Here is a 22,025-nt window from a genome sequence, read left to right as displayed (position 1 = left end):
GGACCGTTGAAGGAGATGATCAAATGAGAACTGTTACCGGACTGTATGACAGCTACGATGATGCCCGGTCCGCCGTCACGGCCCTGGAAGAAGCGGGTGTCCCTTCCGATCACATCAGTATTGTGACGAACAAGGCGAATGGTGTTGATGTCGAGGGCCAGGGTTCTTACGCAGGCGAAGGTGCGGGTGCCGGTGCTGGCGTCGGCGCTGTGGCCGGCGGCGCCGGTGGCCTGCTTACCGGCCTCGGCATGCTTGCCATTCCAGGTGTTGGCCCCGTCGTTGCTGCGGGATGGCTCGCAGCAACGGCTGCAGGCGCGGTTGCCGGCGCGGTGGCCGGCGGCGCGGTCGGCGGCATTGTCGGCGCGATGATCAGCGAAGGTGTCCCCGAGGATGAAGCCAACTTCTATGCTGAAGGTATCCGCCGTGGCGGCTCCGTTGTGACGGCAAAGGTCGAGGACAGCAAAGCCGAAGTTGCGCAGTCGATCCTGTCGGCATCCCGTCCGGTCGATTATGTATCCCGTCGCACGAGCTATCAGCAGCAAGGTTGGAGCCGCTTCGACGAAAGTGCCGAACCTTATACGATCGAGCAGATCGAGGCGGAGCGCCAGCGTTACCGCCGCGGCTGAAGGTTGGAACATCCGTCGAGCGGCCGATAGCGGCCGCTCGGCACGTCCCACAGGTATGCCGAAGGCGAACCTTCCCTTAAACAAGTGTCGCCTCGACGGGAATGTCTTGTGTCGCCAGTCGGGCCGGACAGATTGCCTGCAGGTGGCTTGCTAAAGTGAAGCCATGACCGGTGTTCTATCTTTCAGCGTATGAACGGGCCGGCAGTGATACCACCCAGTGGAATACCACCTTGGGATTTCGGCGCTTTCCCCGGTCCGAAGTGAGAGCAGCGCTTGGCAAAGCGGCCCGGGAAAAGCCTTCTTGGAGCCTATGAACATCATGGCGTCCAAGTGTTTGACGCGCAACGCATCTTGACTGGCAGTGCGTCTAACGCGGAAGGCAACCAGACAAATAACCCCACCTGTCGCACATAAGCGCTGTTGCTGATCGATCAAATTCTTTACCGCAGGCGCCGTTCGACGGTAGACTTGCCTGACCAACTGGGATCACACGCCGCCCCGGGCAATCGTCCTTGGAAGCTAAATTACGCTCGCCGGCGCTTGAGAAGGTAATCCAGGCCGCCGGCGCGGTACCAGCGGAAGCCATAGGGTTCGAGAACCATATGATGGCGTCGGTCGTGGTTAGCACGGCTGTCGTGCCCATCCAGTATGTCGATGAGAGGGCCGTCGTTATTGTCCTGCGGAAGGCGGAAAGCAATTTCAACCGGCCTGTCGTGGAAGCTGTGTATGACTATCACAACGTTATCTCTCCATGCGTACCGAAGAATTAGCACGCCCGGATCGCCGCAGTCGACCGCACTACAGGTGCCCCACCCGATTTCAGGCGCTTCTTTGCGCATGCGGATCATACGCTCCGTCCAGTTCAGCATAGACTCGGCGTCACGACGCTGAAAGGCAACGTTGACATGTCCATAGCCGTAAGGCCCCTCGCTGATAACAGGAAGAACGGGTTTTTCACTCTTTGTAAAACCGCCTTGTGGCTCGTTTGACCATTGCATGGGGGTGCGCGCGCAATTCCGTTCTGGAAGCGTCAGATCGTCTCCCATACCAATCTCATCACCGTAACGCAGCACGGGCGTCCCTGGCAGCGAGTACATGAGGCTGTAAGCGAGTTTCAGACGACGAATGTCTCCCCCCAGCATTGGAGCTAACCTGCGGCGGATGCCGCGATCGTAGAGTTGCATGCCCTTGTCCGGTCCGAACGCATTGAACACGGTTTGCCGCTGGCCTTGGGTCAGTCGCCCGAGATCGAGTTCGTCGTGGTTGCGTAGGAATATGCCCCACTGACCGGTCTTGGGCAGCTTCTCCGTATCCTTCAGCGCCTTTACAAGCGGACGGGTATCTGCGCTTGCCATCGCGTAGAAGAGTGCCTGGTTGACATGGAAATTGAACATCATCTGCATTCGCTCGCCGTCATCGCCGAAATATTCGATGTTTTCCTTCGGCAAAACATTGGCCTCGGCGAGAATCACGCTGTCTCCCTTTCGCCATTGAAGAAACTCGCGGAACGTTCGAAGCATGTCGAACTGCTCCTTGGGCTGGGCAATGTCGGCGCCCTTCTCGGAGATAACAAAGGGCACCGCGTCCATGCGAAAACCCGAAACACCGAGCTGGATCCAGAAGCCCATGATCTTCAAAATCTCTGCCTGGACAAGAGGGTTCGCAGTGTTGAGATCCGGCTGGAACTCGTAAAAGCGATGGAAATAATACTCGCCGGATTGCTTGTCCCGTGTCCACGTTGACGTCTGCACTCCGGGAAACACCATCCCCTCGTCCGCGGCCGCAGGTTTCGTCTTCGACCATACATACCAATCGCGGTATCGCGACTTCTTATCGGCTCTCGCCTCCTTGAACCAGGGATGCTCGTCCGAGGTGTGATTGACGACAAGATCAATGAGAACGCGAATGCCGCGCTGTTTTGCGCCATGCGTGAATTCGACGAAATCTCCGAGCGTGCCGTAGCGTGGATCGACGTTATAATAATCGGAGACATCATAGCCATCGTCGCGCCCGGGCGACGTCTGGAATGGCATCAGCCAGATCGCGGTGACGCCCAGTCCGGCGAGGTAGTCGAGCCGGCGCTGCAGGCCCTCAAAGTCGCCGACGCCGTCACCGTTTGAATCCATGAAAGTCTCGACCGACAGACAATAGACAACGGCGTTCTTGTACCATAGATCATTGATCACGCGTTTTTCTCCCGCAGGCTCTTTTCGTCGAGGCCTCCGATTTCGATCTCTCTTCTTCAACACGAGCTCGCCCGACGTCCGGTGTGGATGCCATGGCCAAGCGAGTTGCTTTAGCGAGCGGCAGCGTGGATGGCACCAGCGTCGCCGAAGATGCGGTGAAGCACTGCCGCCTGATCGCTTCGCGCATCGACCGAGACGGCGATCTCACCACGAAGGGGGGCATCCATCCTCGTCTCGTGGTTTGCTGATGCAGTGTCACCACCGCTCTGGATCTTACCGGCACTGTTGGACCGGCCGACGGCCTCGAGGAAAATGGCGGCTCGGTCCAAGCCTGCTTTTTGAACCATGTGCTCAACGGCAAGGTCGGCGGCTTCCCGCGTCTGAAAAGTTGCGACGACGGTCTTGGTGTTTTCGTCTGACATCCCGATCTCCCTTAGGCTGTCAACGTAATGGCTGTCGCGAATGTTCCAGTCACCGGGAACGTTCGCTCGCCGTCCAGATTGAATCTGGTGCCGATCCTGGCGACATGCAGGCTTCAGCTCAACTGTCCGATTTCAGACGGAGCCTTTTCGCGGCAGTCCGATTCTGTAAGCTCAACGGGCTGGTGAGTCTGGATTGCTTGTCGCAATCCTCTTCTCTGGACTGTGCCCGCTGCTTGTCCCCCAGGAAGGCAGCGGGTTTTTTCCTCGGGTCGAGCGCGTTCAGGGCGTTGCGACGGCTAGCCGTTGTGGCCGTTGCCTTTGCATGTCTACGGGATTGCGGAAAAGAGCGCCGCTTCTTCCAACGGCGCTTAGTCTGAGGTTATCAGGCGAGGCCCTGCGGTGATGATCGAAGATCGATCTATGAACCTTTATCAGCGAATGGTTCCCAGAGGCCTTAAGCTGATCACCGGCGGAGGTTTTTCGAAAAGAGAGAGGGCGGAACCGGTTTGGCGAGTTGCCGGCATTTTTTTCGCGCCCACGCTGGTGCGCTAGGTCGAATTGCCCAGTCCTGCCACCGGCCGCAAGCTGACGTTGGGCTGCCTAGCGTGAGCAAAGGCAGGGACACCCCGCAACGTCCGTTGCCATAGCGAATGGAACGGTGCGGAAATCGCCCCGCCGGTCGAAGAAGAAAAAGCCTCACGCTGGAGTGTGAGGCTTTTTCAAAGTTGCGGAAAGCACAACTGGATACGTTGTTGAGGGTTAACGATCCATATCACTAACGCGGGCTGGATCAGGAAGTTCCGTTTGAGTGACCTCCAGGTTCGCACAAACCGGTTTTTTGAGCTCCTTATCTCTGGCGGAATCGCTTTGGCTCAACCCTATCACGCTTCCTGGCAAGACGATAACAAGTCCCGAGGGATGCGGCTTTTAGCAACGGCCGCACGCTCGCAGCAATCTGTCTCCGGAAGAGCCCGACGACTGCGATGTTTGTACGTCCGCTGCCGACAGGTGAGATCGCCCACATGCTGCAGCCAGCGGCGGTTATTTTTTATCGCTTGGATATTGATTTGGCTTTAGCAGGCGCGACAAATGAGCGGTATTTCGGGCCAGAGCAGAAATCATCGTGTTGACTGCGCCGGGGATCTCCTCGAGGTCGACAAAGTTAGTCGAGCCCATCGCCTCGCCAACCCAATAGGCTAACGCATTGGCCGGGATGGTAAAGCCGACATCGTTTAGAGCCTGGAAGAGTTCTGCCGAAACATGATGGGCGCCGTCTTCGTTTCCGACAACGGCGACTGCGGCGACCTTTCCGTAGGAGACCATCCGGCCGTGAGCGTCTGTTTCTTCGAGGAAGGCGTCCATCCTCTCCAGTGCACGTTTACAAATGCTGGAAGGCTGACCGAGCCATATCGGTGTACCGATGATAAGGATATCGGCCGCGAGCACCTTGGCCCTGATATCCGGCCAGGCGTCCCCATCCCCCTCGTTAGAGGTTACGCCTGGTTTGATGTCGTAATCGGCCAAGTGGATTATCTCGGTTTCGACATCGTGCGTCTCAAACTGCGAAGAGATCAGCTCAAGAAGCCTTCCGGTCGACGACTGTTCGAAAGAGGAAGACGGTTTTAGGGTGCTGTTGAAGGCAACTGCTTTCATTGGCATAGGATATCCTCTCGGTTGGGAAATTGACCGATGGCCACCTCTGGGCCTCGACCCTGTGCAACATAAAGGCCGGACCAACCAGTCGGTTCCCCGAAACGCTCCGATAATAGCAGTGGTCGTCCACCCTGCGTTTGCCGGACTTTGGACAGCAGTTTACCGCGGCCGAACCGTTGCAGCTGCGCCAGGTTACCTCCTCGGGCAATGGAACATCGCGCTCTTTCCCCGGTTTGGCAGAAGGAAATACGTCCTGGAGATTGGAAAAATGACAATGACTGTCGGCGACTTCATCGTGGAACGGCTGCACCAATGGGGCGTTTGTCGCGTGTTCGGGTATCCGGGGGACGGTATCAACGGCGTCTTCGGTGCTCTTGCTCGCGCGAAGGCAAAAATGGAGTTCATCCAAACCAGGCACGAGGAGATGGGCGCTTTCATGGCGTCGGCCCATGCAAAATTCACTGGCGATATCGGGGTTTGTATAGCGACATCGGGACCTGGTGCAACCCACCTCCTCACCGGCCTGTATGATGCCCGACTTGATCATCAGCCGGTTTTGGCCATTGTCGGGCAGCAATCCCGCGCTGCAATTGGTGGCCACTATCAACAAGAAGTCGACCTCGCCTCACTCTTCAAGGACGTTGCCGGCGATTTCGTTCATCAGGCCGCTACACCAGCACAAGTGCGACATCTCATCGATAGAGCAGTCCGCATCGCCAAGGCCAACAGAACTGTCACAGCAGTTATCCTTCCCAACGACCTCCAGGACCTTCCCTATGAAGAGCCCCCTCGCAAGCACGGCACGGTTCACTCCGGCGTCGGTTTCAGGGCTGCTCGCACCGTACCACATTTGGAAGACCTGCAGGAGGCCGCCGATATCCTCAACCAAGGTGAGCGTGTAGCCATTCTCGTGGGTGCGGGCGCCCTGGCAGCGACAGACGAGGTTATCGCCGTTGCCGACCGACTGAACGCCGGTGTAGCAAAGGCCCTGCTGGGTAAGGCTGCATTGCCAGACAATTTGCCGTGGGTCACCGGATCCATTGGCCTCTTGGGGACGGAGCCCTCCTGGGATTTGATGCGTGACTGCGACACGCTTTTGATGATCGGCTCCGGCTTTCCCTACTCAGAGTTCTTGCCCGAGGAGGGCAGCGTGAAAGCGGTACAGATCGATATCACCCCCAGCATGCTGTCATTGCGCTACCCGATGGACACCAATCTGCAGGGGGACGCTGCGCAAACCCTCAAAGCACTTCTACCACATCTCAGACAGAAGGAGGGAGAGTGGCGCAAGAGTATTGAGGCGAAGGTCGCGAAATGGTGGAAGACGCTTGAGGAGCGGGCACATGCGGATGCCAACCCGGTCAACCCTCAGCGTGTCACCTGGGAACTTTCACCCCGGTTGCCTGATGGCGCCATCATCACCAGCGACTCCGGATCGTGTGCCAATTGGTATGCGCGGGATTTGAAGATTCGCCGCGGCATGATGGCCTCTTTGTCGGGAGGGCTCGCATCGATGGGAGCAGCTGTGCCCTATGCCCTCGCTGCGAAATTTGCACATCCCGACCGGCCCGTTATCGGGCTGGTGGGGGACGGCGCGATGCAGATGAACAACATGTCCGAACTCATCACCATTGCGAAATATTGGTCGAGCTGGGACGACCCTCGGTGTGTGATTTGCGTTTTCAACAACGAAGACCTCAATCAGGTGACCTGGGAGCAGAGGGTCATGGAGGGTGACCCTAAATTCGAAGCGTCCCAAAGCATTCCAAACGTCCCGTATCATCGCTTTGCGGAAATGATTGGACTAAAGGGGATCTATGTCGACCGCCCAGAAAATGTCGGGCCGGCCTGGGATGAGGCGCTGTCGTCTGACCGGCCGGTGCTGCTCGAGGTCAAGACGGACCCGGAGGTCCCACCGCTGCCCCCGCATTTAACCTTCGAGCAAATGAAGAAGATCACTGAAACACTCGCAAAGGGTGATAGCCGGGAGGCTGGGATCGTCATGGGCACCATGCGACAACTGCTTTCTTCCTTCTGGCCCGGCAGTCGTGAGAGCTGAAGGAGGCAAATCGAACCGCTGCAGCCAGCGTCAGCGGTCGGCCCCACGCCAGCGAAGATGGCCCACGCCGCAACACGTTCACATTATCGCGCTGCGCCCCGTCGGGACCGATCGGCGCTGCATGGAACAATGGGACGGCATGAAAGTTGCACCGACATGCGACCGATCGCGATGGCAAATATAGCTTACTACAGGAGAGTTGAGATGACGAACCTATCGACCGAAAGAACCCCCGCACTGTCGACCGACAAGTCAAAAGACACGCTCGTCGGTTTCTTCGACACCCGCGAGGACGCAGAACAGGCGGTAGAGCGCCTGAAGAAGGCCGGCCTGATGATGGAGGCAATCCGCTTCGTGCCTGGCTTCGAGGCAGACAGGGTCGATGACGCAGTGACCGGCGACAACAGCTTCTGGCGAAAGCTTGACGGCTGGAAGATCTCCGAGGACGAGCGGGTCACGTATGCAGAGGGTCTGCGACGTGGCGGTTTTCTCGTGTCAGCAGAGGTCGACGACGCGCACTATGAGACGGCGCAGGACATACTGGACGTTGAGGGTGCTGTCGACCTTGAAGAGCGCGCTGGCCAATGGCGATTGGACGGCTGGGACGGCAACCTTGCCGACGCTGCCTCGGCTTTTTCTACTAGACAACCAGAGACCAACTTGGATGACCACCGATACGGCACCTTGCTGCCGACCACCAATGATCGCGAAAGCGTCTTTCCGGTATTGGAGAGCACGAGCGAGCCCGCCAATGGAGATTTTCGCCAAACGGGCGCGCGAGGTACGGCTGCGCTGCAACGCCCCTTCGAGAGCTTGAACCAGGCCGACGGGGAAGAGGTCGCCGGCAAAACGTCCGACCCTTCCTCTTCAGAAGGAACTAACGGTGATGCCCGGCGTTTTTGACAGACTGCGACATCCCTCCCGCAGTCGTTATCCTGACTTCAACCCTGGCGTCTGCCGGGGTTTTTTTGTGCACAACGCGATGCCAACGTCGACCTCCCTGCTATTGAGGCCGGCACCTGGACGCTCTTTCCTTTTTTCGAGGTCGCCAGCGATGCGGATCCGGCACAAGGTCATCGGATCGAGAACGGGAAGTATTTTGCGTTGATCGTATCGTACACGTCATTGGCCTGGATCTTGTCCAGCGCGGCATTTAGCTTCGCAAGAAGCGTGACATCGTCGGGGCGAACGGCGATGCCCGCGCCGTCGCCGAAATATTCGGCGTTTTTGACGTCCTCACCTTTGAATTCACAGCAACTGCCGGCCTTCGTATTTGCCAACCAGTCGTACACCGCCAACTTGTCCTCGAAGATGATATCCACGTTTCCCTCGGCCAGGTTCTTGTAGAGATCAGGTGACGCATGGACCACACTTGTTGCCACGCCGGGGTAGAATTTCCGCGCGTAGGACTCCTGCGATGTGGCCGCCGTCACCCCAAGGCGCAAATCTTTCAGATCATCGGGCGAAGTGCCGGTGATATCGGCGCCTTTGCGCACGATGAATACGGACGGACTATCGTAATATTTGCTGGTGAACGCAACCTGTTGACGCCGCTCCGCGCTCATGGACATTGAGGAAATGATGGCGTCATATTTCTTTGCCAACAGGTTCGGGATCATACCTGTCCATTCCTGCACGATGAACTGGCATTTCAGCGCGGCTGCCTCGCATAACGCCTTTGCGATATCGACATCGAAGCCCTGAAGATTGTTTTCCGAGTCCAGATAATTGAACGGAGGAAATCCCCCCTCGACGGCAACTCGCACCATTTCCTGTTCGGCGGCCGAGGAAGAATGGGCGGCACCGACACTCAGCATCAGGCTCGATGCCACAGCCAGCAGTTTGAAGCGGAAAGACGTGTTCGATCTGGTCATCGTGTAATCCATCTGGTTGAGCATCAGAACTCGGACAGTCGAACACGAAACCTTTAAGAAGCTCATCATGCTGACCGGCTAAATTTGCAGTCGCTTGAAAAGCCTTTCGTAATCTATGCCCTCCAGAATTGAAAAATCTGGGAGAGGTACCTTTGTCCGCATATGATTTTCCACAACGTCTGGCCAAAAGAGCAACACGATCGTCAAGTGCGACACTGGCCTTGCTCGCAATCAGTGGGCTGGCGATCCTGGGGCTGGTTTTTGTTGCAGCCCTCTGGGCAGGAAAAGAAAGCGATGCCGCAGCGCTCGACCGTCAGCGAAAGCTGGTCGACAGCCGCTTGCAGGATCAGGTCGACCGTGTTTCGAACGACCTCAGGCTGATGGCGGCCGGATACTCCTCACTTATTTCAGCCAGTGCCTCGATGAGCAATGAGGACGATGCAGGCACGGCACAAGCGTTTGCGACCATGTCCAAGACCGTGTTCGGCTACAACGGGACGTTTTTGATAACACCCACAGGGGACCTGGCCTTCGCTTCGGACCCGGAAACGACCCGACGTTACAAATGGATCCGCCCGCTCCTCCTGCCAATGGTCAGGACCGTCTTGCATGGAAAAGAAGCAGCCGCTGCAAACGCACCGATCCGCGTCGATCTGATGCGCCTGGAAGGCCGTCCGTCGATAGCAGGCATAGCATCCATTGACGCAGCATCCCGGACGTCCCAGCCGTTGCTTCTTGCCGCGTTCCGGTTCTTGGATGGGCCCACCCTTGATACCTTGAGCCGGGAGCAAGGCCTGGCGGGTGCTCGATATGCGCGAACCGCTGATGCAGAGGCGAACGAAGTTGCTTTCCAAATCGAGGCCACGGCGACACATGAACCGATCGGCTTCATTATCTGGACGCCTGACCTGCCTGGATCCCGGGTCGTGGCGCGGCTGACCCCGCTTCTGACGTTCGCAGGCGTGCTGATCGGCGGCCTTTTCTTTGCCCTCATGGTTCGGCTCAGGAAAAGCCTCTTGGAACTTGCTCAGAGCGAGGACCATGCACGCCACTTGTCTCTCCACGATGTGCTCACCGGCTTGCCAAACAGAGCGCTATTTTCCGAACGCTTTAAACACTGCCTCGACGGTCTCCGCCACCATGGCAACCAAGCCCTTCTCGCCCTCATCGACCTCGACAGGTTCAAGGAGGTCAACGACACCTACGGGCATCCGGCAGGCGACGAATTGCTGATCAAGGCAGTCGCGCGCATGCAGGAGCTTCTGGGGAACGCAGATACGCTTGCAAGAGTGGGCGGTGACGAATTCGCACTGCTTGTGCCCGGTGTTAGCGCCGGACGCGATAATGAACTGCTGCTTCAGATCATAAAAACGCTTAGCGCGCCCTTTGAACTTCGGGCAGGCGGCGGCGTCATCGTGCGGATCGGCTGCTCGATTGGTGCCGTCGGTATCGTCGAAGGGACGGCTGAGAGAGGAGAGACCTTACGCCGAGCCGACGTCGCTCTCTATGAAGCAAAGTCGAGCGGCCGCGGAAAATATGTTACCTATGACGTGTCAATGGATAGCCGCGGCAGCGAGAGGGAAAACCTCACAAGGGAACTCCGCAAGGTTCTTACCGAAATGCCAAGTTCGGCCTGCAATGATCTGAGGCCGGAAGATGATGCTGGCAAGCTCGAGCTGTTCTTCCAGTCCGTACACCGCGCAACACGCGGCGAGCCTATATCGGGGGCGGAAGCGTTGGTCCGGTGGCGTCATCCCCGGCTTGGGCTTCTTGCTCCCGACAGGTTCATCCCGCTTGCCGAAGAAGCTGGGCTGATAGACCAGCTTGGCGAATGGGTTCTGCGCAGGGCGGCAGAAGAGGCTAGAGCATGGCCCGAGACGATGACGGTGGCGGTCAATGTTTCCCCCTCCCAACTCCGTCGTCGCGGGTTCGATTCCAAGGTCCTGTCCATCATCGAGGAAACCGGCTTCGATCCGGCGCGTCTTGAACTTGAGTTAACAGAGGCTGCGCTGTTCGAGGTTGATGCCGCCGTCCAGTCAACCTTGGGAAATCTTCGCTCTCAGGGTGTCCGAATTGCGCTCGACGATTTCGGAACCGGCTTTTCGTCCCTTAGCCACCTGCTCCAGATCAACATCGACAGGATCAAAATCGACCGCTCATTCGTGACGCTGCTCGGAAGCAAGGCGGAGGGAGCCACCATCGTTTCGTCCGTCATTGCTTTGAGCCGGAAACTGGGGAAGGCGGCAACCGCAGAAGGCGTCGAAACTGTCGGACAACGAGACTTTCTGATTGCCGCAGGCTGCACCGATCTCCAAGGTTACCTCTATTCCCGCCCCCTTCCCTGCGCCGAGTTCGCTGCGTTGATGCTGACGCCCGACGGAAGATTACGCGGACGGATCTAGGATGATCAAGACCGAGCGACCGCGATAGTCGCGACAGTGGTATCCAGCGCTACAGCCGGATCCCTGGATGCGAGGCGCGGTCAAGCGGTAAAGCACACCCGGTCTTCTTCATGACGATCAAGTTGGATCGGCCCCCATGACAAGGCCTTCGATATCGTGCTTCTGAGTGATCGGGACGAGCTCATCGACAACCCGGCAGACAAGATGATCTCGCGCAACGTCGGGCAGTGCCTCGTACCAATCACGTGTCACCATCATGTCATGCATCTCGGCATGACCCGCCCCTGGTGCGTCGACCCCCAGCACCATGACCGGACGGGCAATGGGCGAGCCATGTTCGGTGCCGCGATGAACCGTCAGCGCCGATCGGCAAGAAATGTCACCACGTCGTGGATATTTCCGAACGGCTCGCTCGTTGAAGCGCCCCCACAGCGATTTATCCGGAAACATCTCATGCTTCCATTCCCTGCCGTCGTCATACTGTGTGCCTGGAGCAACTTCGAATGGCCCCATGTCTTCGGTCACGTCGACCCCCGTCAGGTTGAAAGCGAGCGAGGTGATCCTCTTTTCTTCATACGTGTCGCGTGGGGATGGAAAATCCCGATGCCACGGCTGGAACTTCGCTCCCTGAAACGGTACATCGAGCCCAATTTCGACAATCTGGTAACTGGGGCCCAGAACTTCGGTGCAAAGTGCTACGACCCATGGATGGGTGATAAGATCGACAAATCCGCCGAAGGCCTGCGGATGTAGCTCGACATACCACCGTCGCGGACCTCGGCCCACCGCGCCGCCTGGACGCTGGATCGCTTCCCAAAAAGCCGTCATCATGTCTTCGCGCATACGATCGGCCCATTCTGGCGCAAATGCCCCCTTCAAGCCGACGATGCCATCCGTCCGCAGCGTCTGTGCATCGTTGAGAATTTTTGCACTGTCGTTCATCGTGTTATCCTCCTTGAACTGCAGGTACGGTAGCGGTACTAATAAGTTTCAGTCAAGCTAATAAATATTAGGTGCGCTTTTGAACGGACGATCACGAGACAAGCCTTCCCGGCGAGTGACCATGGCAGATGTGGCGAAGGCGGCGGGCTGCTCGCAGGCAACGGTATCCCTGGTCCTAAACGACGTCACCGAGGTGCAGATCTCCGCCGACCTCAAGGCTCGCGTTATCCTTGCGGCTCGCGACCTCGGCTACGGGGTGTCAGGTCCTGTCAGACGATCGGGTCTCGAAAGCCTTCGCGGGAGTTCCGTCGGCTTCATCGTCGATCAGCTTGCAACGACGCCTGAAGCAATCAATGCAATCGAAGGGGCGCGGATCGTATCGTGGGATCAGGACGTGACGATACTCGTTGCCCAAAGCCTCGACCGTGAAAGGCATGAAGAACTGGCTATCGAGCGTCTGCTTGCGGCCGGTGTGGGCGGAATAGTCTTCATGTCAGTCTTCACCCGGCCGGTTGAATTGAGCCCGGCCATGCGCAGGCTCCCAGTGCCCGCGGTCCTTCTGAACTGCTACACATCGGGGGGCGAGTATCCATCAATCATTCCCGACGAGCTCGCTGGCGGTCGGCGCGCAACTGCTACCCTGCTTGACCGTGGCCACCAGCGGATCGCGACGATAACTGGAGAGATGTTTATGGAAGCGGCGGGTCTTCGTCTTGCCGGCTACCGGCAGGCGCTTTCAGAGCGACGCTTGGACGAGGTTCCTGAATATGTTGTGCGCGGAAACTGGACGCCCTCCTCCGGCTATGACGCGACGCGCCAGCTGATGTCCCTGAAGACGCCGCCAACGGCAATTTTCTGTCAGAACGATCAGATGGCACTCGGCTGCCTCAATGCGCTGCTGGACATGGGTCTGAAGGTCCCTGACGATATCTCGCTCGTCGGCTACGACGACAGCGAGATTTGTCGGCAGATAAGACCGCAGCTAACGAGCGTCGACCTTCCGCATCGGACGATGGGAGGCTGGGCTATCGCATCGCTATCATCTGCTAGGGGGGGGAAACAACAGGTTAGAAAAGCCGATTGCGCCCTGGTCAACCGAGCATCGGTGATGCGCATCGGTGGCGATGATTACCGCACGGCTGGATGACCTTCGGCTTTGCTACCGGCGACCACGGCACCGGCTCCCAGTTAACATCACGGCGCGACTGCGTCGCCTCTGCGCTCATCACCTCGCGGCATGTCCAGACCGGAGAGTGGACTAACCTGAGAGCGCTGCGTTGGGAATTGAGCCTGTCGAGGGGATGGCGCCGGTCAGGTTGGGATGACGCAGAAGCGGTCGCCTGCCTCCTTGGAAAGCTGGATCGGTCGAGGCAAGGGTTTCGAGAAAGGTTTCCGCGGTAAGTTCCGCATTAAAGCGCCAGTCGTTCGCCACAGGGACAGTTGCTTGCTGAGACCGACGGCTTTTATGAACTGAAAGGTGTCATCGTCCTAGTATTTCGTTAGAGAGATTGAAGCGCTGCGCCATGTGCAACGGTTGAAGGACGCGGCATCGATTTCGGTCGGGACAACCGTCTTCGACAAAATCGGCGTAACAGCTGGACGTTTGGACAAAAGTCGTCGCCTCGGCCACCGTAACCGCACCCGCCCGCGGCACCTGGAACAGCAAAGCCGCTGACTTCGAGACGATCAATCTTAAAGGCAGCGCATCCAAAAATTGTCGCAGGCCGGGGATGGTCGCTAAATCATTGTCCTTCCAGTTCGAGCCGCAGCCGAGATTTCCTTATGCATGCGGCAGAACGACTTCAGTACGGCAAATGGTGTCATATCTTTTTGATTCACCGCCAAAGTTCCGGAAAAGCCACCTCCTTTCGCCGGCTTCCGCGCGTCAGGCGTGGGCGTGAGACCGTCTCCACTTCGCCGCTGCCTGAAGCGCGGCTTTGACAACGTCTGGAGTGGCTGGCTTTTCGATCGTCAGCAGACCATCGACCTCCTCGTTCAGTTCAGGACTGCCGGTCACAAAAACCACGCCGATATTCCAGCCTGCGACAAGCGCGCGGGCGATTGCGGGACCTGTGATGCCATCGGCAAGCCGCAAGTCGACCAGCGCAATCTCCGTTTCTGGAGCTATCTCTAGAGCTTCCTGCATGTTGGTCGCGATTCCAACCACTTCAAACCCCAAGCCTAGGGCCACATCCTCGATGGTGAGAGCCACGTCGACTTCATCTTCAACGATCAAAAGCCGCATAGTGATCTCCTTGCTCTGAAACATCTCATTAGTTTGCTGCCATTTCCTGACGCGCTGATGGCACGCAGGCGCGACGCGGCCCGTCGAAGGGCTGATAAGTGTTATCCTTGGCGCGATAAGAGCGGTAGCGTGCAGCGCACCAGGCTACGTCTGCTGTGGCCCGATCCTCGTCTGCACTCTGAGCGACCGCAGATGGCGGTGCGAAGGGCGATACGCAGGTCCGTATTTCGCCGCTGAAGCTTCGATATGTATTTTCGGCCTCATCGTATGAGCGATATCGTTGCACGCACCAGTCGCGATGAGCTGCAGCTGTGGCCACCTTTTCCTGTACACTATCCGCCTCCAAGCTGCGTTCGACCGGGGTCTTCGTCGCAATCCTGGCACCAGCGTGATCGGTGACGTAGCTCGAATAGACGGGCTCGACCCGCTCATATTGTTGTTTTGCAACGTCTATCCGCACAGGCTCAGAGGTCCAGAGATCAGGCTCGGAGAGTGTCGTTAAATGCTGGCCTTCCGGATTGGACATCACAGCAGAAGCTGCTGAAATTCCCACAATACCGGCGCCGACTGCGCAAACGATGCCAAAGACCAATGAAGCGACTGCTTTCATAGTGCAGTTTTCCTGATGGGACATAAATGGCGGGCGCGGCAGACCCGCGCCCGCCGAACGTCAATTGATGATCTGGACAACTTTTCGCGAAGATGGTTCGACGATGACCCGTTCGTCGTTAACGATCGCGTAGGAATAGGTCGGATTGTCCGGCACGGGCGTGACGACGACTGTTTCAGGAAGCGGCTGACCTACCACGACCTTCTCCTTTACGACGACCCGCGTGGTCGGAGCCGGAGCTTCCTGGACATAGGTCACCACCTTCTGCGGCGGCGGATCGATGACCGTGCCGACCACGGCGCCTGCAACGCCACCCACGGCTGCGCCGACCGGGCCGCCGACGATCGCGCCGGTGACCGCTCCGCCAGCGGCTCCATTGACGGTCGACGACTGAGCGAATGCTGTGCCTGACAGGAGCGCTGCGGACAGGGTGGCGGCTATCGAGATTTTCGTGAGCATTTTTACCTCTCCTTGGACGCGGTCTGATCTGACCGCTGCCGAAGAACGAGCGAGGCGATTAGCTGTTCCCTACCCCCGACCTTGGTCCGAGATGAAGCCACTCGAATGCACCGCCGGACCAAAAAGTCGCCAGCTGAAGACTGGATCCTACTGGTTTAACAGCAGGGGCTACGGTCCCTGATCAGGTTGAAGCTGCTTGGGCTTTGGCCGAACAACATATCTCTGGAGTTTCCGCACGCGCTTAGGGGCATCCGAGGTCGCCCCTGTCGCGGTCATCGGCTTTAACGACCGAGCTGTCCGAAGCATGGCATCGTGCCTGTCAATCGCAATCGCACTCTTTTCGGGTTCGGGCGCATGCGGTGTCTAAACGACATTAAAAGATCTGCAGCTTCGAGGCAGCACCCTCTATGGGTGTATCTGTCAGGACAAACGTGCGGCGGAACGCCCACCCCCGCGGCTGGTGTGGCGGCGTCACTGCCGCACCGCTTCAAAGCCCAGACAACCCACACTGGCCAGACCACCGCGCGGCCGTTCAATCCAACGCCAAATTTGGCTCTGCAAGTCAAGCCGTTTGCCGGAAATCTTCCGGCTGCAGGCGAACGCCCCTGCAGATCAGGCCCCAAGTCGGGCAATGCGATGTGGTGTGACTGAACGGGCTGGCTGGCTCGTCGGGATCCGGATCGCGGACGGGTTCGTCTGCGGGAACACGATCAGGATCCTGCGGCGGTCTGTCGATCGGTGATGGCGATTGTGGTGGGACGATGGGTTCGTTTGGAACAGACATGTTGGCTCTCCTCACGCGCCGAACGCAGCGCATGGTCCCAAGTTCCGGCGCACGGTGAAATTAGAAGGACTAGTCGTAATCAGCGTTGCTGCAGCACAAGATGTCGAGCTCGCCCAGCGGCCAGGGAATACGGCACGATTTTCTGCACGATTTTCCGTTATCCGTCCTCCGCCTCAGGCATCCTTTGCTGGGCGGATCGCAGCGCGAGCCCTCCTCTCGCATCGGCTAGCGTCCAGCCGCGCGCCCTTACCGACGCTTCGCTCAGATATCCGACAATCTTCTCGCCTCAGACGAAATATTAAGGTCATTGCGCTCACCGTGAGCTAAGCCGGCAGAACACTAGCAAGTTTCTCGTCCGACAGTGCGTGTCGAGGTTCGGACGACAACCCGGTGAGCCTCACATACCGACCCGGTCTTTCCAATTTTGAAACTGCGACAAACCTGAACCACGTTGAAATTCTATCTTATACGAGCCCCCTGGACCTGATCCAAAAGCTGAGCCACGATTTCGTGACGGTGGCCTGATCGGTTTACCGCGCACCGGCTCGGACCGGTATAAGATTCAAACCCTTCCTATCGTATCGGCTGATAATACGAACGAGATGGGCATCATCTTGCAGGAGTAGGTCGCAGGTATGACGTCCAGGCCGACGTTGATCCAGCAGTGCCTGATCATTTTCCCCCCGGCGCTCAACAGCTTCCCTTGGCCGAAGCAGCCCGGGCGTTTTGATGTGCAATGTTTTTAGTTCTACTCCGCATCTTAGGCCGGTGGCGCTTGGGAACTGGAAGCACTCGTGCGGGTTTAAACAAAACTAGGAGGAAATTATGATCCGCACCGATAGCAATGCCACGGAACTACCGGACCAAGTTCAGGCGCAACCTTCTATAACCGACCCTGTATCTTCAACGGCGGAGGTCCGTCGGCAAAAGCGGCGGCAAGAAGTTCCCGTCTCTGTCACAGACATTGCAAATCCGGCACCCGACGGTAGTGATACGAACTTCATCAGCGATGGAAACGAAGGATAGGCGGTCCTGAGTGGCGTGCTCAAAGGCAGGTTTCACGACGGTCCGAAGGGCCGTTGTCGAAATGTCGCATCCTGCGCGCTGGCGTACGGCTGGCCGCCGCGATTGTAACCTCTATTTATTGCCTGCGTCCATTCAACGCCCTTCTGTTAGCGGGCCGGCGCTCAGACCAGGCCCCGGATGCCTCCAACATGACCGTCATTGCGGCAAACGCCGGCGATCGTGATGCGAACCATGCCAAACACTTACAGTTGGATAGGGCTGGCGCCAGGCAGTCAGCGTAAAAGCGCTCGTTGACCAGGTAAAGCGTGCAAAGCAACTGGGTTGTCGCATATATTTCTGCCTACGGAGGCGATCCCTCCGATTGGCCATCAGTGGGCACTCTTCGTTTCAACAGAAATGAAGGCCAGACCGGGATCAAGGCGGCCCTATTAACGGGAGGCCTCTATCACTTTGCTCTCTACGGCAATGTTTTCACAGGAGATTGCGCTACTCACGACGAAGTGCACAGCTTTACACCGCTCGCCAATATCGCAGGAGATGCCGTCCGTGCTTGTCGGACACAATGAAACGGCCCGTCTCATCCTCAAATGAGTGCGTTCGCAACCCATCTTCGCAGCCAAGCGGGGGGCTGGCGTCATCTCGCATTACGTTCAAAACCATATGAGCTCGGCGCGCAATCTTGGCACTGCCGAGTCCGGGCTGGAAAGCTTCTGATGCATGTCATAGCAGTCGGGGCATGAGAACCAATGGCTTTCGCTCGAACCGCGAGGGAAGACACGTTGCGCTGTCAGTGTAAGATCGCGTCCTTCATTGCAAACCAGAAGGACCATCCATTGCCATCATAACGGCCCGCTGGAGAACCGCAGACGAGCTCGATGGCTGCCCTCGCGTCCTCGTCGTCGACGACGTGATCAATCAGGAGGTTGATAACCCGCGATTTCGGCATTTCGTCCTGAATGATGACGAGAGTGGGCGTGCTGAGGCCGAACTTGATGATTTGGGTTTCCATTCTAAAACGCTAGCAGGAAGGCGTTACGGTTTGCTTGCACTCTACCGAGACCGCTGCGGCCAGTTTCCCGGGCCGACGTGGACGACAAGTTGAAAGGACGCCGCCCGTCATCCCCTGCCGTGTCGACTGTCCCAGGAATGTTCCTTATCGACACTCGCAACCCGGGAACGAGACGATTCAAGAGCCTGTCGTTTTGGCATCCCGTCGTCGAAAAATCATCGGAGATGCTTACGTGAGCTATTCTCAAATTGTCGAAACCTGCCAATGCTTTCGATGGATCAGATCAACCAATTCATTCGCATCCGAAATGCCGAATTCGAACCAGTCTACAAGTTCCTCAGCTTTTGCTCGCGCTTCGCTACCTCCCGACGCTGCCGGATTTGCAGCACACCACTGATCGAGGATCGTCACCAATATCTTACTGTCTTCGATACCGACCGTTTTCCTGGAGAGAGCATCCATATGCAATACCTCTATGCTGGGCCTTCGTAAGCGTAACGCCTGTCGGCGTATAAGCAACTACTCAATTCAGGCATTCGCAGCCGTGACCAGTCGGGAGAGGAACATTCGCGGTTACCGCCCGTTCACCATGCGCCAACTGGAACCGAACACTATGTCCCGATACCTGCACACCGACACTTCTCTGGGAACCAGCCCCTCCCCGAAGACGGATTGGAAAAGTATCCAATTCTCCAAGGGCTTCCGGCTCGCTTTTTGGACAATCGTCACGTTATTTGTCATCCTCTTGGTCGGAGCTGTCATGCTCGTTGTTGCGATGTCGTGAATGATGGCATTGGGCTTAGAACCGAGGTGATGCCATGGAGCCTGTTAGAGGACCTATCAAGGTTCTGATCGTCGAGGACGACCTTGAGATGGCTATGACCATCGAGGAGGCGGCGATGGCAGGAGGTTACGAGGTTTGCGGACATGCCCGAAATGCTATTGAGGCGGCTCGACTGGCGGAACATGTCGATGTCGCGATAGTCGACATTCATCTTGATGAGGAAGACGGAACGGCGATCGGCAAAATGCTCTCAGAGCGCTGGAATGTCACGGTGCTATTCGCGACGGCGTCACCAGAAATCGTTTCGAAGGGATTTCCCGGTGCAGTCGGTGTGGTGGCAAAACCGCTCTCTGGTGCAGAGGTCGTGGCCGCGCTCGATTACGCTGCCGCCAGACGGAGCGGAGAGAGCCTAGTGCCGCCCCCTTCTCTCGTCGGGTTCGCGTGACGGCGCCGCTATCCGGCCAGAGCAGAGCCAGGAGTTCGTCGCCGGGCCGATCAAACCTCTCACTCTGCCGAATGTACGGAAATTGCCACCCGCCGGTTCTTTTTTTGTCTGCCCTTAAATTTTCCATGCGGGCGCCCCAACCCCGGGCGAAATGCTCCTTCTGTTGTAGATAGTCCTTGGCCGCTGTCGCGCGCCCCGTGGAAAGCTTTAAGTTAGCTTTCGCTTCCCTTTGCTGTCGGTGAATCCGTTACCGACAAAGCGGGCCGCCGTTGAACGCTCCCGAACGTCGTTCGACATCGCCTGAGGCGCCTTGCGTTGCTACCGCCGGTTTTACAGGGCTTCCGGTTTGGGCCGAGAGCCATCTCCATCGCCGGACAGGGGGAGTTGAACTCAATCCTCGGGGAGTTGAGCCGATGACGAGCAGACAGCGGACTGATCATTGCCCGGCACATCCATGATGGGCTAAGCCGAAACGGACAGCAAAGTGCCCTAGGTTGGCTGCCGGCGGCGAAAGCATGCCCATGCCTTTTAGGCCGCACCTGGCTAAAGTGGCGTCTCCCGAGCCTGCGAGCACGAGGAATAAATGGCAAATCAGCTAAATCGAAGTCTGTGCAAGGCAGTCCGCGGCGACGGCGAGAAGCTCATTGAGTACCTTATACGAATGGCGATGCAGGCGGCAAAAAGTAAGCAGCCTCGACAATAAGAGTATTGATCGAAATGACTCGCTCATCCACCCCTTCTGCATGGCTCAGATTGGCCGCCTGAGGTGAAAAGCGAGCGAGTCAGCATGAAGGGTAAGCCTCCGGTGAAGGCCACAGGTCAGGCAGCTTGAGCGTTGACGGCCGGCAGCGTCCAATTCCACGGGAGCAACTGCTCCAGCTTGGTAATCGGCGTGTCCGCTATACGGGCAAGGACATCCGCAAGCCACGCCTGCGGATCGATGTCGTTGAGCTTGGCACTCATAATCAGCGTGGCCATGAAGGCGGCACGATCTGCGCCGCGGTCTGATCCGGCGAAGAGCCAGGACTTCCTGCCGAGTGCGAAGCCTCTGAGCGCTCGCTCGGCGGCATTGTTCGTCAGGCAGATTCTGCCATCCTCCAGGAATGACGTGAAGCCGTCCCATCGTTTGAGCATGTAGTCGATGGCCTCCGCGACCGGTGAACTGCGTGATAGCTTTGCCCGCTCGGTTTGAAGCCAGTCCCTCAGATCATCGACGAGCGGCAGGCTGTCTCTCTGGCGACGCTCCAGGCGTTGATCGGCCGTAAGTCCGTTGATCTCGCGCTCGATATCGAAGAGGCCGTCGATCCGTTTGACGGCTTCAAGCGCCATAGGCGAGATCGGCGCAGCGTTCTTTCCACGCTTGGCGTTTGCGGCAATGTCGGCGAGCACGAAGAACTTGCGCCGCGAGTGCGCCCAGCACAACGCCTGCCTTAGCGGATTTGGATCGCGATCAGCCTTGAACAGCGGATTGTAGCCGCCATAGGCGTCCGCCTGCAAAATGCCGGTGAAGGTCTTCAGATGGCGTTCCGGATGCTCCTGCCGTCGATCTCGCGAGGCATAGTAAAGGGCCGCCGGCGGGGAAAGCCCTGCGAACGGCCGATCGTCCCGAACATAGGTCCAGATGCGGCCCGTATCGGTCTTTCCTCTGGCCAGAATTGGCACGGTCGTGTCGTCGCCGTGCAGACGTTCGGCAGCAAGGACATGCGTCTCGATCAGGGAGTGGATGGGCTTCAGCGCCGCTGCACATGCTCCAACCTGATCGGCCAGCGTCGACAAGCTGAGGTCGACGCCCTCGCGGGCATAGCGTTCGCTCTGGCGATTGAGCGGCTGGTGCTGGGCGAACTTCTCAAACAGGATCATCGCCAGCAGGTTCGGCCCGGCAAAGCCGCGTGGCGTCACATGGAAGGGAGCCAGTGGCTGCGTGATCTTCTCACACTCGCGGCAGGTGAACTTCTCCCGCACCGTCTGTATGACTTTCCACTGACGCGGGACGACCTCCAGGGTCTCGGTGATGTCCTCACCGAGCTTCGACAGTTTGGCCGATCCGCAGCAGGCGCAATTGGTGGGAGCAGCGATGACGACGCGTTCGCGTGGCAGATGTTCGGGAAAGGGCTTGCGTGACGGACGCCTGCGCTCGAAGGCTTTGACGACTAAGGCCTTGGCGGCGATTTCCGCGACCAATTCATCTTCACCGGCGTCTGCCTCGAGTTCTTCGAGCTGCAGTTCCATCTGCTCCAGAAGCCGCGCCTTGCGCTCGGACCTGCTGCCGTAAAGTTCGCGACGAACCTTGTCGATCTCCAGCTTCAGCCGAGCGATCCGCGCCTCGGAATGCGATACGAGTGCCTTTGCGCTGGCGGCTTCTGCCTTGGCGGTCGCCGCTTCTGCCTCGGCTGCAACACGTCGAGCGCGTTCCTGGGCTAGCAGTGCAAGGGCACTGGCAAGGTCGTCCGGAAGCTCATCAGCCGCATTGCTCATGACAGGATGGAATCATATTCGACC

The 22,025-nt window shown here is 58.0% G+C and carries 18 protein-coding genes; 7 read left to right on the top strand and 11 right to left on the bottom strand.

Going from position 1 to position 22,025, the window contains the following annotated elements; genetic code table 11:
• Positions 1–23 precede the first annotated feature (23 nt).
• Positions 24–626 (top strand): general stress protein, encoded by a 603-nt coding sequence (locus ACEN84_RS01215; RefSeq protein ID WP_199629686.1) that lies wholly within the window; start codon positions 24–26, stop codon positions 624–626.
• 524 nt (positions 627–1,150) lie between these two features.
• On the opposite strand, the gene ACEN84_RS01210 is transcribed toward ACEN84_RS01215, so the two are convergent.
• The 3 genes from ACEN84_RS01210 to ACEN84_RS01200 form a co-directional block, all read right to left on the bottom strand.
• Positions 1,151–2,812, bottom strand: a complete 1,662-nt coding sequence (locus ACEN84_RS01210) for an alpha-amylase family protein (RefSeq protein ID WP_413708915.1) — start codon at positions 2,810–2,812, stop codon at positions 1,151–1,153.
• 110 nt (positions 2,813–2,922) lie between these two features.
• Positions 2,923–3,234 (bottom strand): hypothetical protein, encoded by a 312-nt coding sequence (locus tag ACEN84_RS01205; RefSeq protein WP_413708914.1) that lies wholly within the window; start codon positions 3,232–3,234, stop codon positions 2,923–2,925.
• A 1,041-nt stretch (positions 3,235–4,275) separates the two neighbouring features.
• A complete protein-coding gene (locus tag ACEN84_RS01200) occupies positions 4,276–4,893 on the bottom strand; it encodes a flavodoxin family protein (RefSeq protein ID WP_413708913.1) in 618 nt (205 codons plus the stop codon).
• Positions 4,894–5,155: 262 nt separating this feature from the next.
• On the opposite strand from ACEN84_RS01200, the gene ACEN84_RS01195 reads away from it, so the two are divergent.
• The gene (locus ACEN84_RS01195) at positions 5,156–6,946 is read left to right on the top strand and encodes a thiamine pyrophosphate-requiring protein (protein ID WP_413708912.1); all 1,791 of its coding nucleotides are present in this window, start codon (positions 5,156–5,158) and stop codon (positions 6,944–6,946) included.
• Positions 6,947–7,150: 204 nt separating this feature from the next.
• Positions 7,151–7,849: a hypothetical protein gene (locus ACEN84_RS01190; protein WP_413708911.1), complete on the top strand. Its 699-nt coding sequence runs from the start codon at positions 7,151–7,153 to the stop codon at positions 7,847–7,849.
• 170 nt (positions 7,850–8,019) lie between these two features.
• On the opposite strand, the gene ACEN84_RS01185 is transcribed toward ACEN84_RS01190, so the two are convergent.
• A complete protein-coding gene (locus ACEN84_RS01185; RefSeq protein ID WP_354541263.1) occupies positions 8,020–8,763 on the bottom strand; it encodes a transporter substrate-binding domain-containing protein in 744 nt (247 codons plus the stop codon).
• Positions 8,764–8,972: 209 nt separating this feature from the next.
• On the opposite strand from ACEN84_RS01185, the gene ACEN84_RS01180 reads away from it, so the two are divergent.
• Complete coding sequence (locus ACEN84_RS01180; RefSeq protein ID WP_413708910.1) at positions 8,973–11,222, top strand: putative bifunctional diguanylate cyclase/phosphodiesterase; 2,250 nt, start codon at positions 8,973–8,975, stop codon at positions 11,220–11,222.
• A gap of 117 nt (positions 11,223–11,339) precedes the next feature.
• Here the strand turns inward: ACEN84_RS01180 and ACEN84_RS01175 are convergent, their stop codons facing one another.
• On the bottom strand, positions 11,340–12,164 hold the full coding sequence (locus tag ACEN84_RS01175) for a phytanoyl-CoA dioxygenase family protein (RefSeq protein WP_112715997.1): 825 nt from the start codon (positions 12,162–12,164) through the stop codon (positions 11,340–11,342).
• A gap of 121 nt (positions 12,165–12,285) precedes the next feature.
• Between ACEN84_RS01175 and ACEN84_RS01170 the strand changes: the two genes are divergently transcribed.
• On the top strand, positions 12,286–13,311 hold the full coding sequence (locus ACEN84_RS01170) for a LacI family DNA-binding transcriptional regulator (protein WP_413708909.1): 1,026 nt from the start codon (positions 12,286–12,288) through the stop codon (positions 13,309–13,311).
• Positions 13,312–14,049: 738 nt separating this feature from the next.
• Here ACEN84_RS01170 and ACEN84_RS01165 read toward each other — a convergent pair.
• Genes ACEN84_RS01165 through ACEN84_RS01155 form a run of 3 tightly spaced genes read right to left on the bottom strand, consistent with a single transcriptional unit; the run spans position 14,050 to position 15,478 of the window.
• Positions 14,050–14,409, bottom strand: coding sequence for a response regulator (locus ACEN84_RS01165; protein ID WP_112715993.1), 360 nt, complete (start codon positions 14,407–14,409; stop codon positions 14,050–14,052).
• Between the two features lie 28 nt (positions 14,410–14,437).
• Positions 14,438–15,019, bottom strand: coding sequence for a BA14K family protein (locus ACEN84_RS01160; RefSeq protein ID WP_413708908.1), 582 nt, complete (start codon positions 15,017–15,019; stop codon positions 14,438–14,440).
• 60 nt (positions 15,020–15,079) lie between these two features.
• On the bottom strand, positions 15,080–15,478 hold the full coding sequence (locus ACEN84_RS01155; RefSeq protein WP_112715989.1) for a DUF1236 domain-containing protein: 399 nt from the start codon (positions 15,476–15,478) through the stop codon (positions 15,080–15,082).
• Between the two features lie 1,609 nt (positions 15,479–17,087).
• Here ACEN84_RS01155 and ACEN84_RS01150 point away from each other — a divergent pair.
• On the top strand, positions 17,088–17,288 hold the full coding sequence (locus tag ACEN84_RS01150; protein WP_413708907.1) for a hypothetical protein: 201 nt from the start codon (positions 17,088–17,090) through the stop codon (positions 17,286–17,288).
• Positions 17,289–18,075: 787 nt separating this feature from the next.
• Here ACEN84_RS01150 and ACEN84_RS01145 read toward each other — a convergent pair.
• Positions 18,076–18,297: a hypothetical protein gene (locus ACEN84_RS01145; protein ID WP_112715987.1), complete on the bottom strand. Its 222-nt coding sequence runs from the start codon at positions 18,295–18,297 to the stop codon at positions 18,076–18,078.
• A 243-nt stretch (positions 18,298–18,540) separates the two neighbouring features.
• Positions 18,541–18,759, bottom strand: a complete 219-nt coding sequence (locus ACEN84_RS01140; RefSeq protein WP_112715985.1) for a hypothetical protein — start codon at positions 18,757–18,759, stop codon at positions 18,541–18,543.
• Positions 18,760–19,115: 356 nt separating this feature from the next.
• Between ACEN84_RS01140 and ACEN84_RS01135 the strand changes: the two genes are divergently transcribed.
• Entirely contained in the window at positions 19,116–19,526 is a 411-nt protein-coding gene (locus ACEN84_RS01135; RefSeq protein WP_112715981.1) for a response regulator, read from the top strand.
• An 819-nt stretch (positions 19,527–20,345) separates the two neighbouring features.
• Here ACEN84_RS01135 and tnpC read toward each other — a convergent pair.
• Positions 20,346–22,001: an IS66 family transposase gene (tnpC, locus tag ACEN84_RS01130; protein ID WP_413708906.1), complete on the bottom strand. Its 1,656-nt coding sequence runs from the start codon at positions 21,999–22,001 to the stop codon at positions 20,346–20,348.
• Positions 22,002–22,025: the final 24 nt, after the last annotated feature.

This window comes from Rhizobium sp. Rhizsp82 (assembly GCF_047325115.1).
Classification (GTDB): domain Bacteria; phylum Pseudomonadota; class Alphaproteobacteria; order Rhizobiales; family Rhizobiaceae; genus Rhizobium.
The sequence above is the reverse complement of the archived record's forward strand: the minus strand, read 5'-3'. Positions and strand labels throughout refer to the sequence as shown.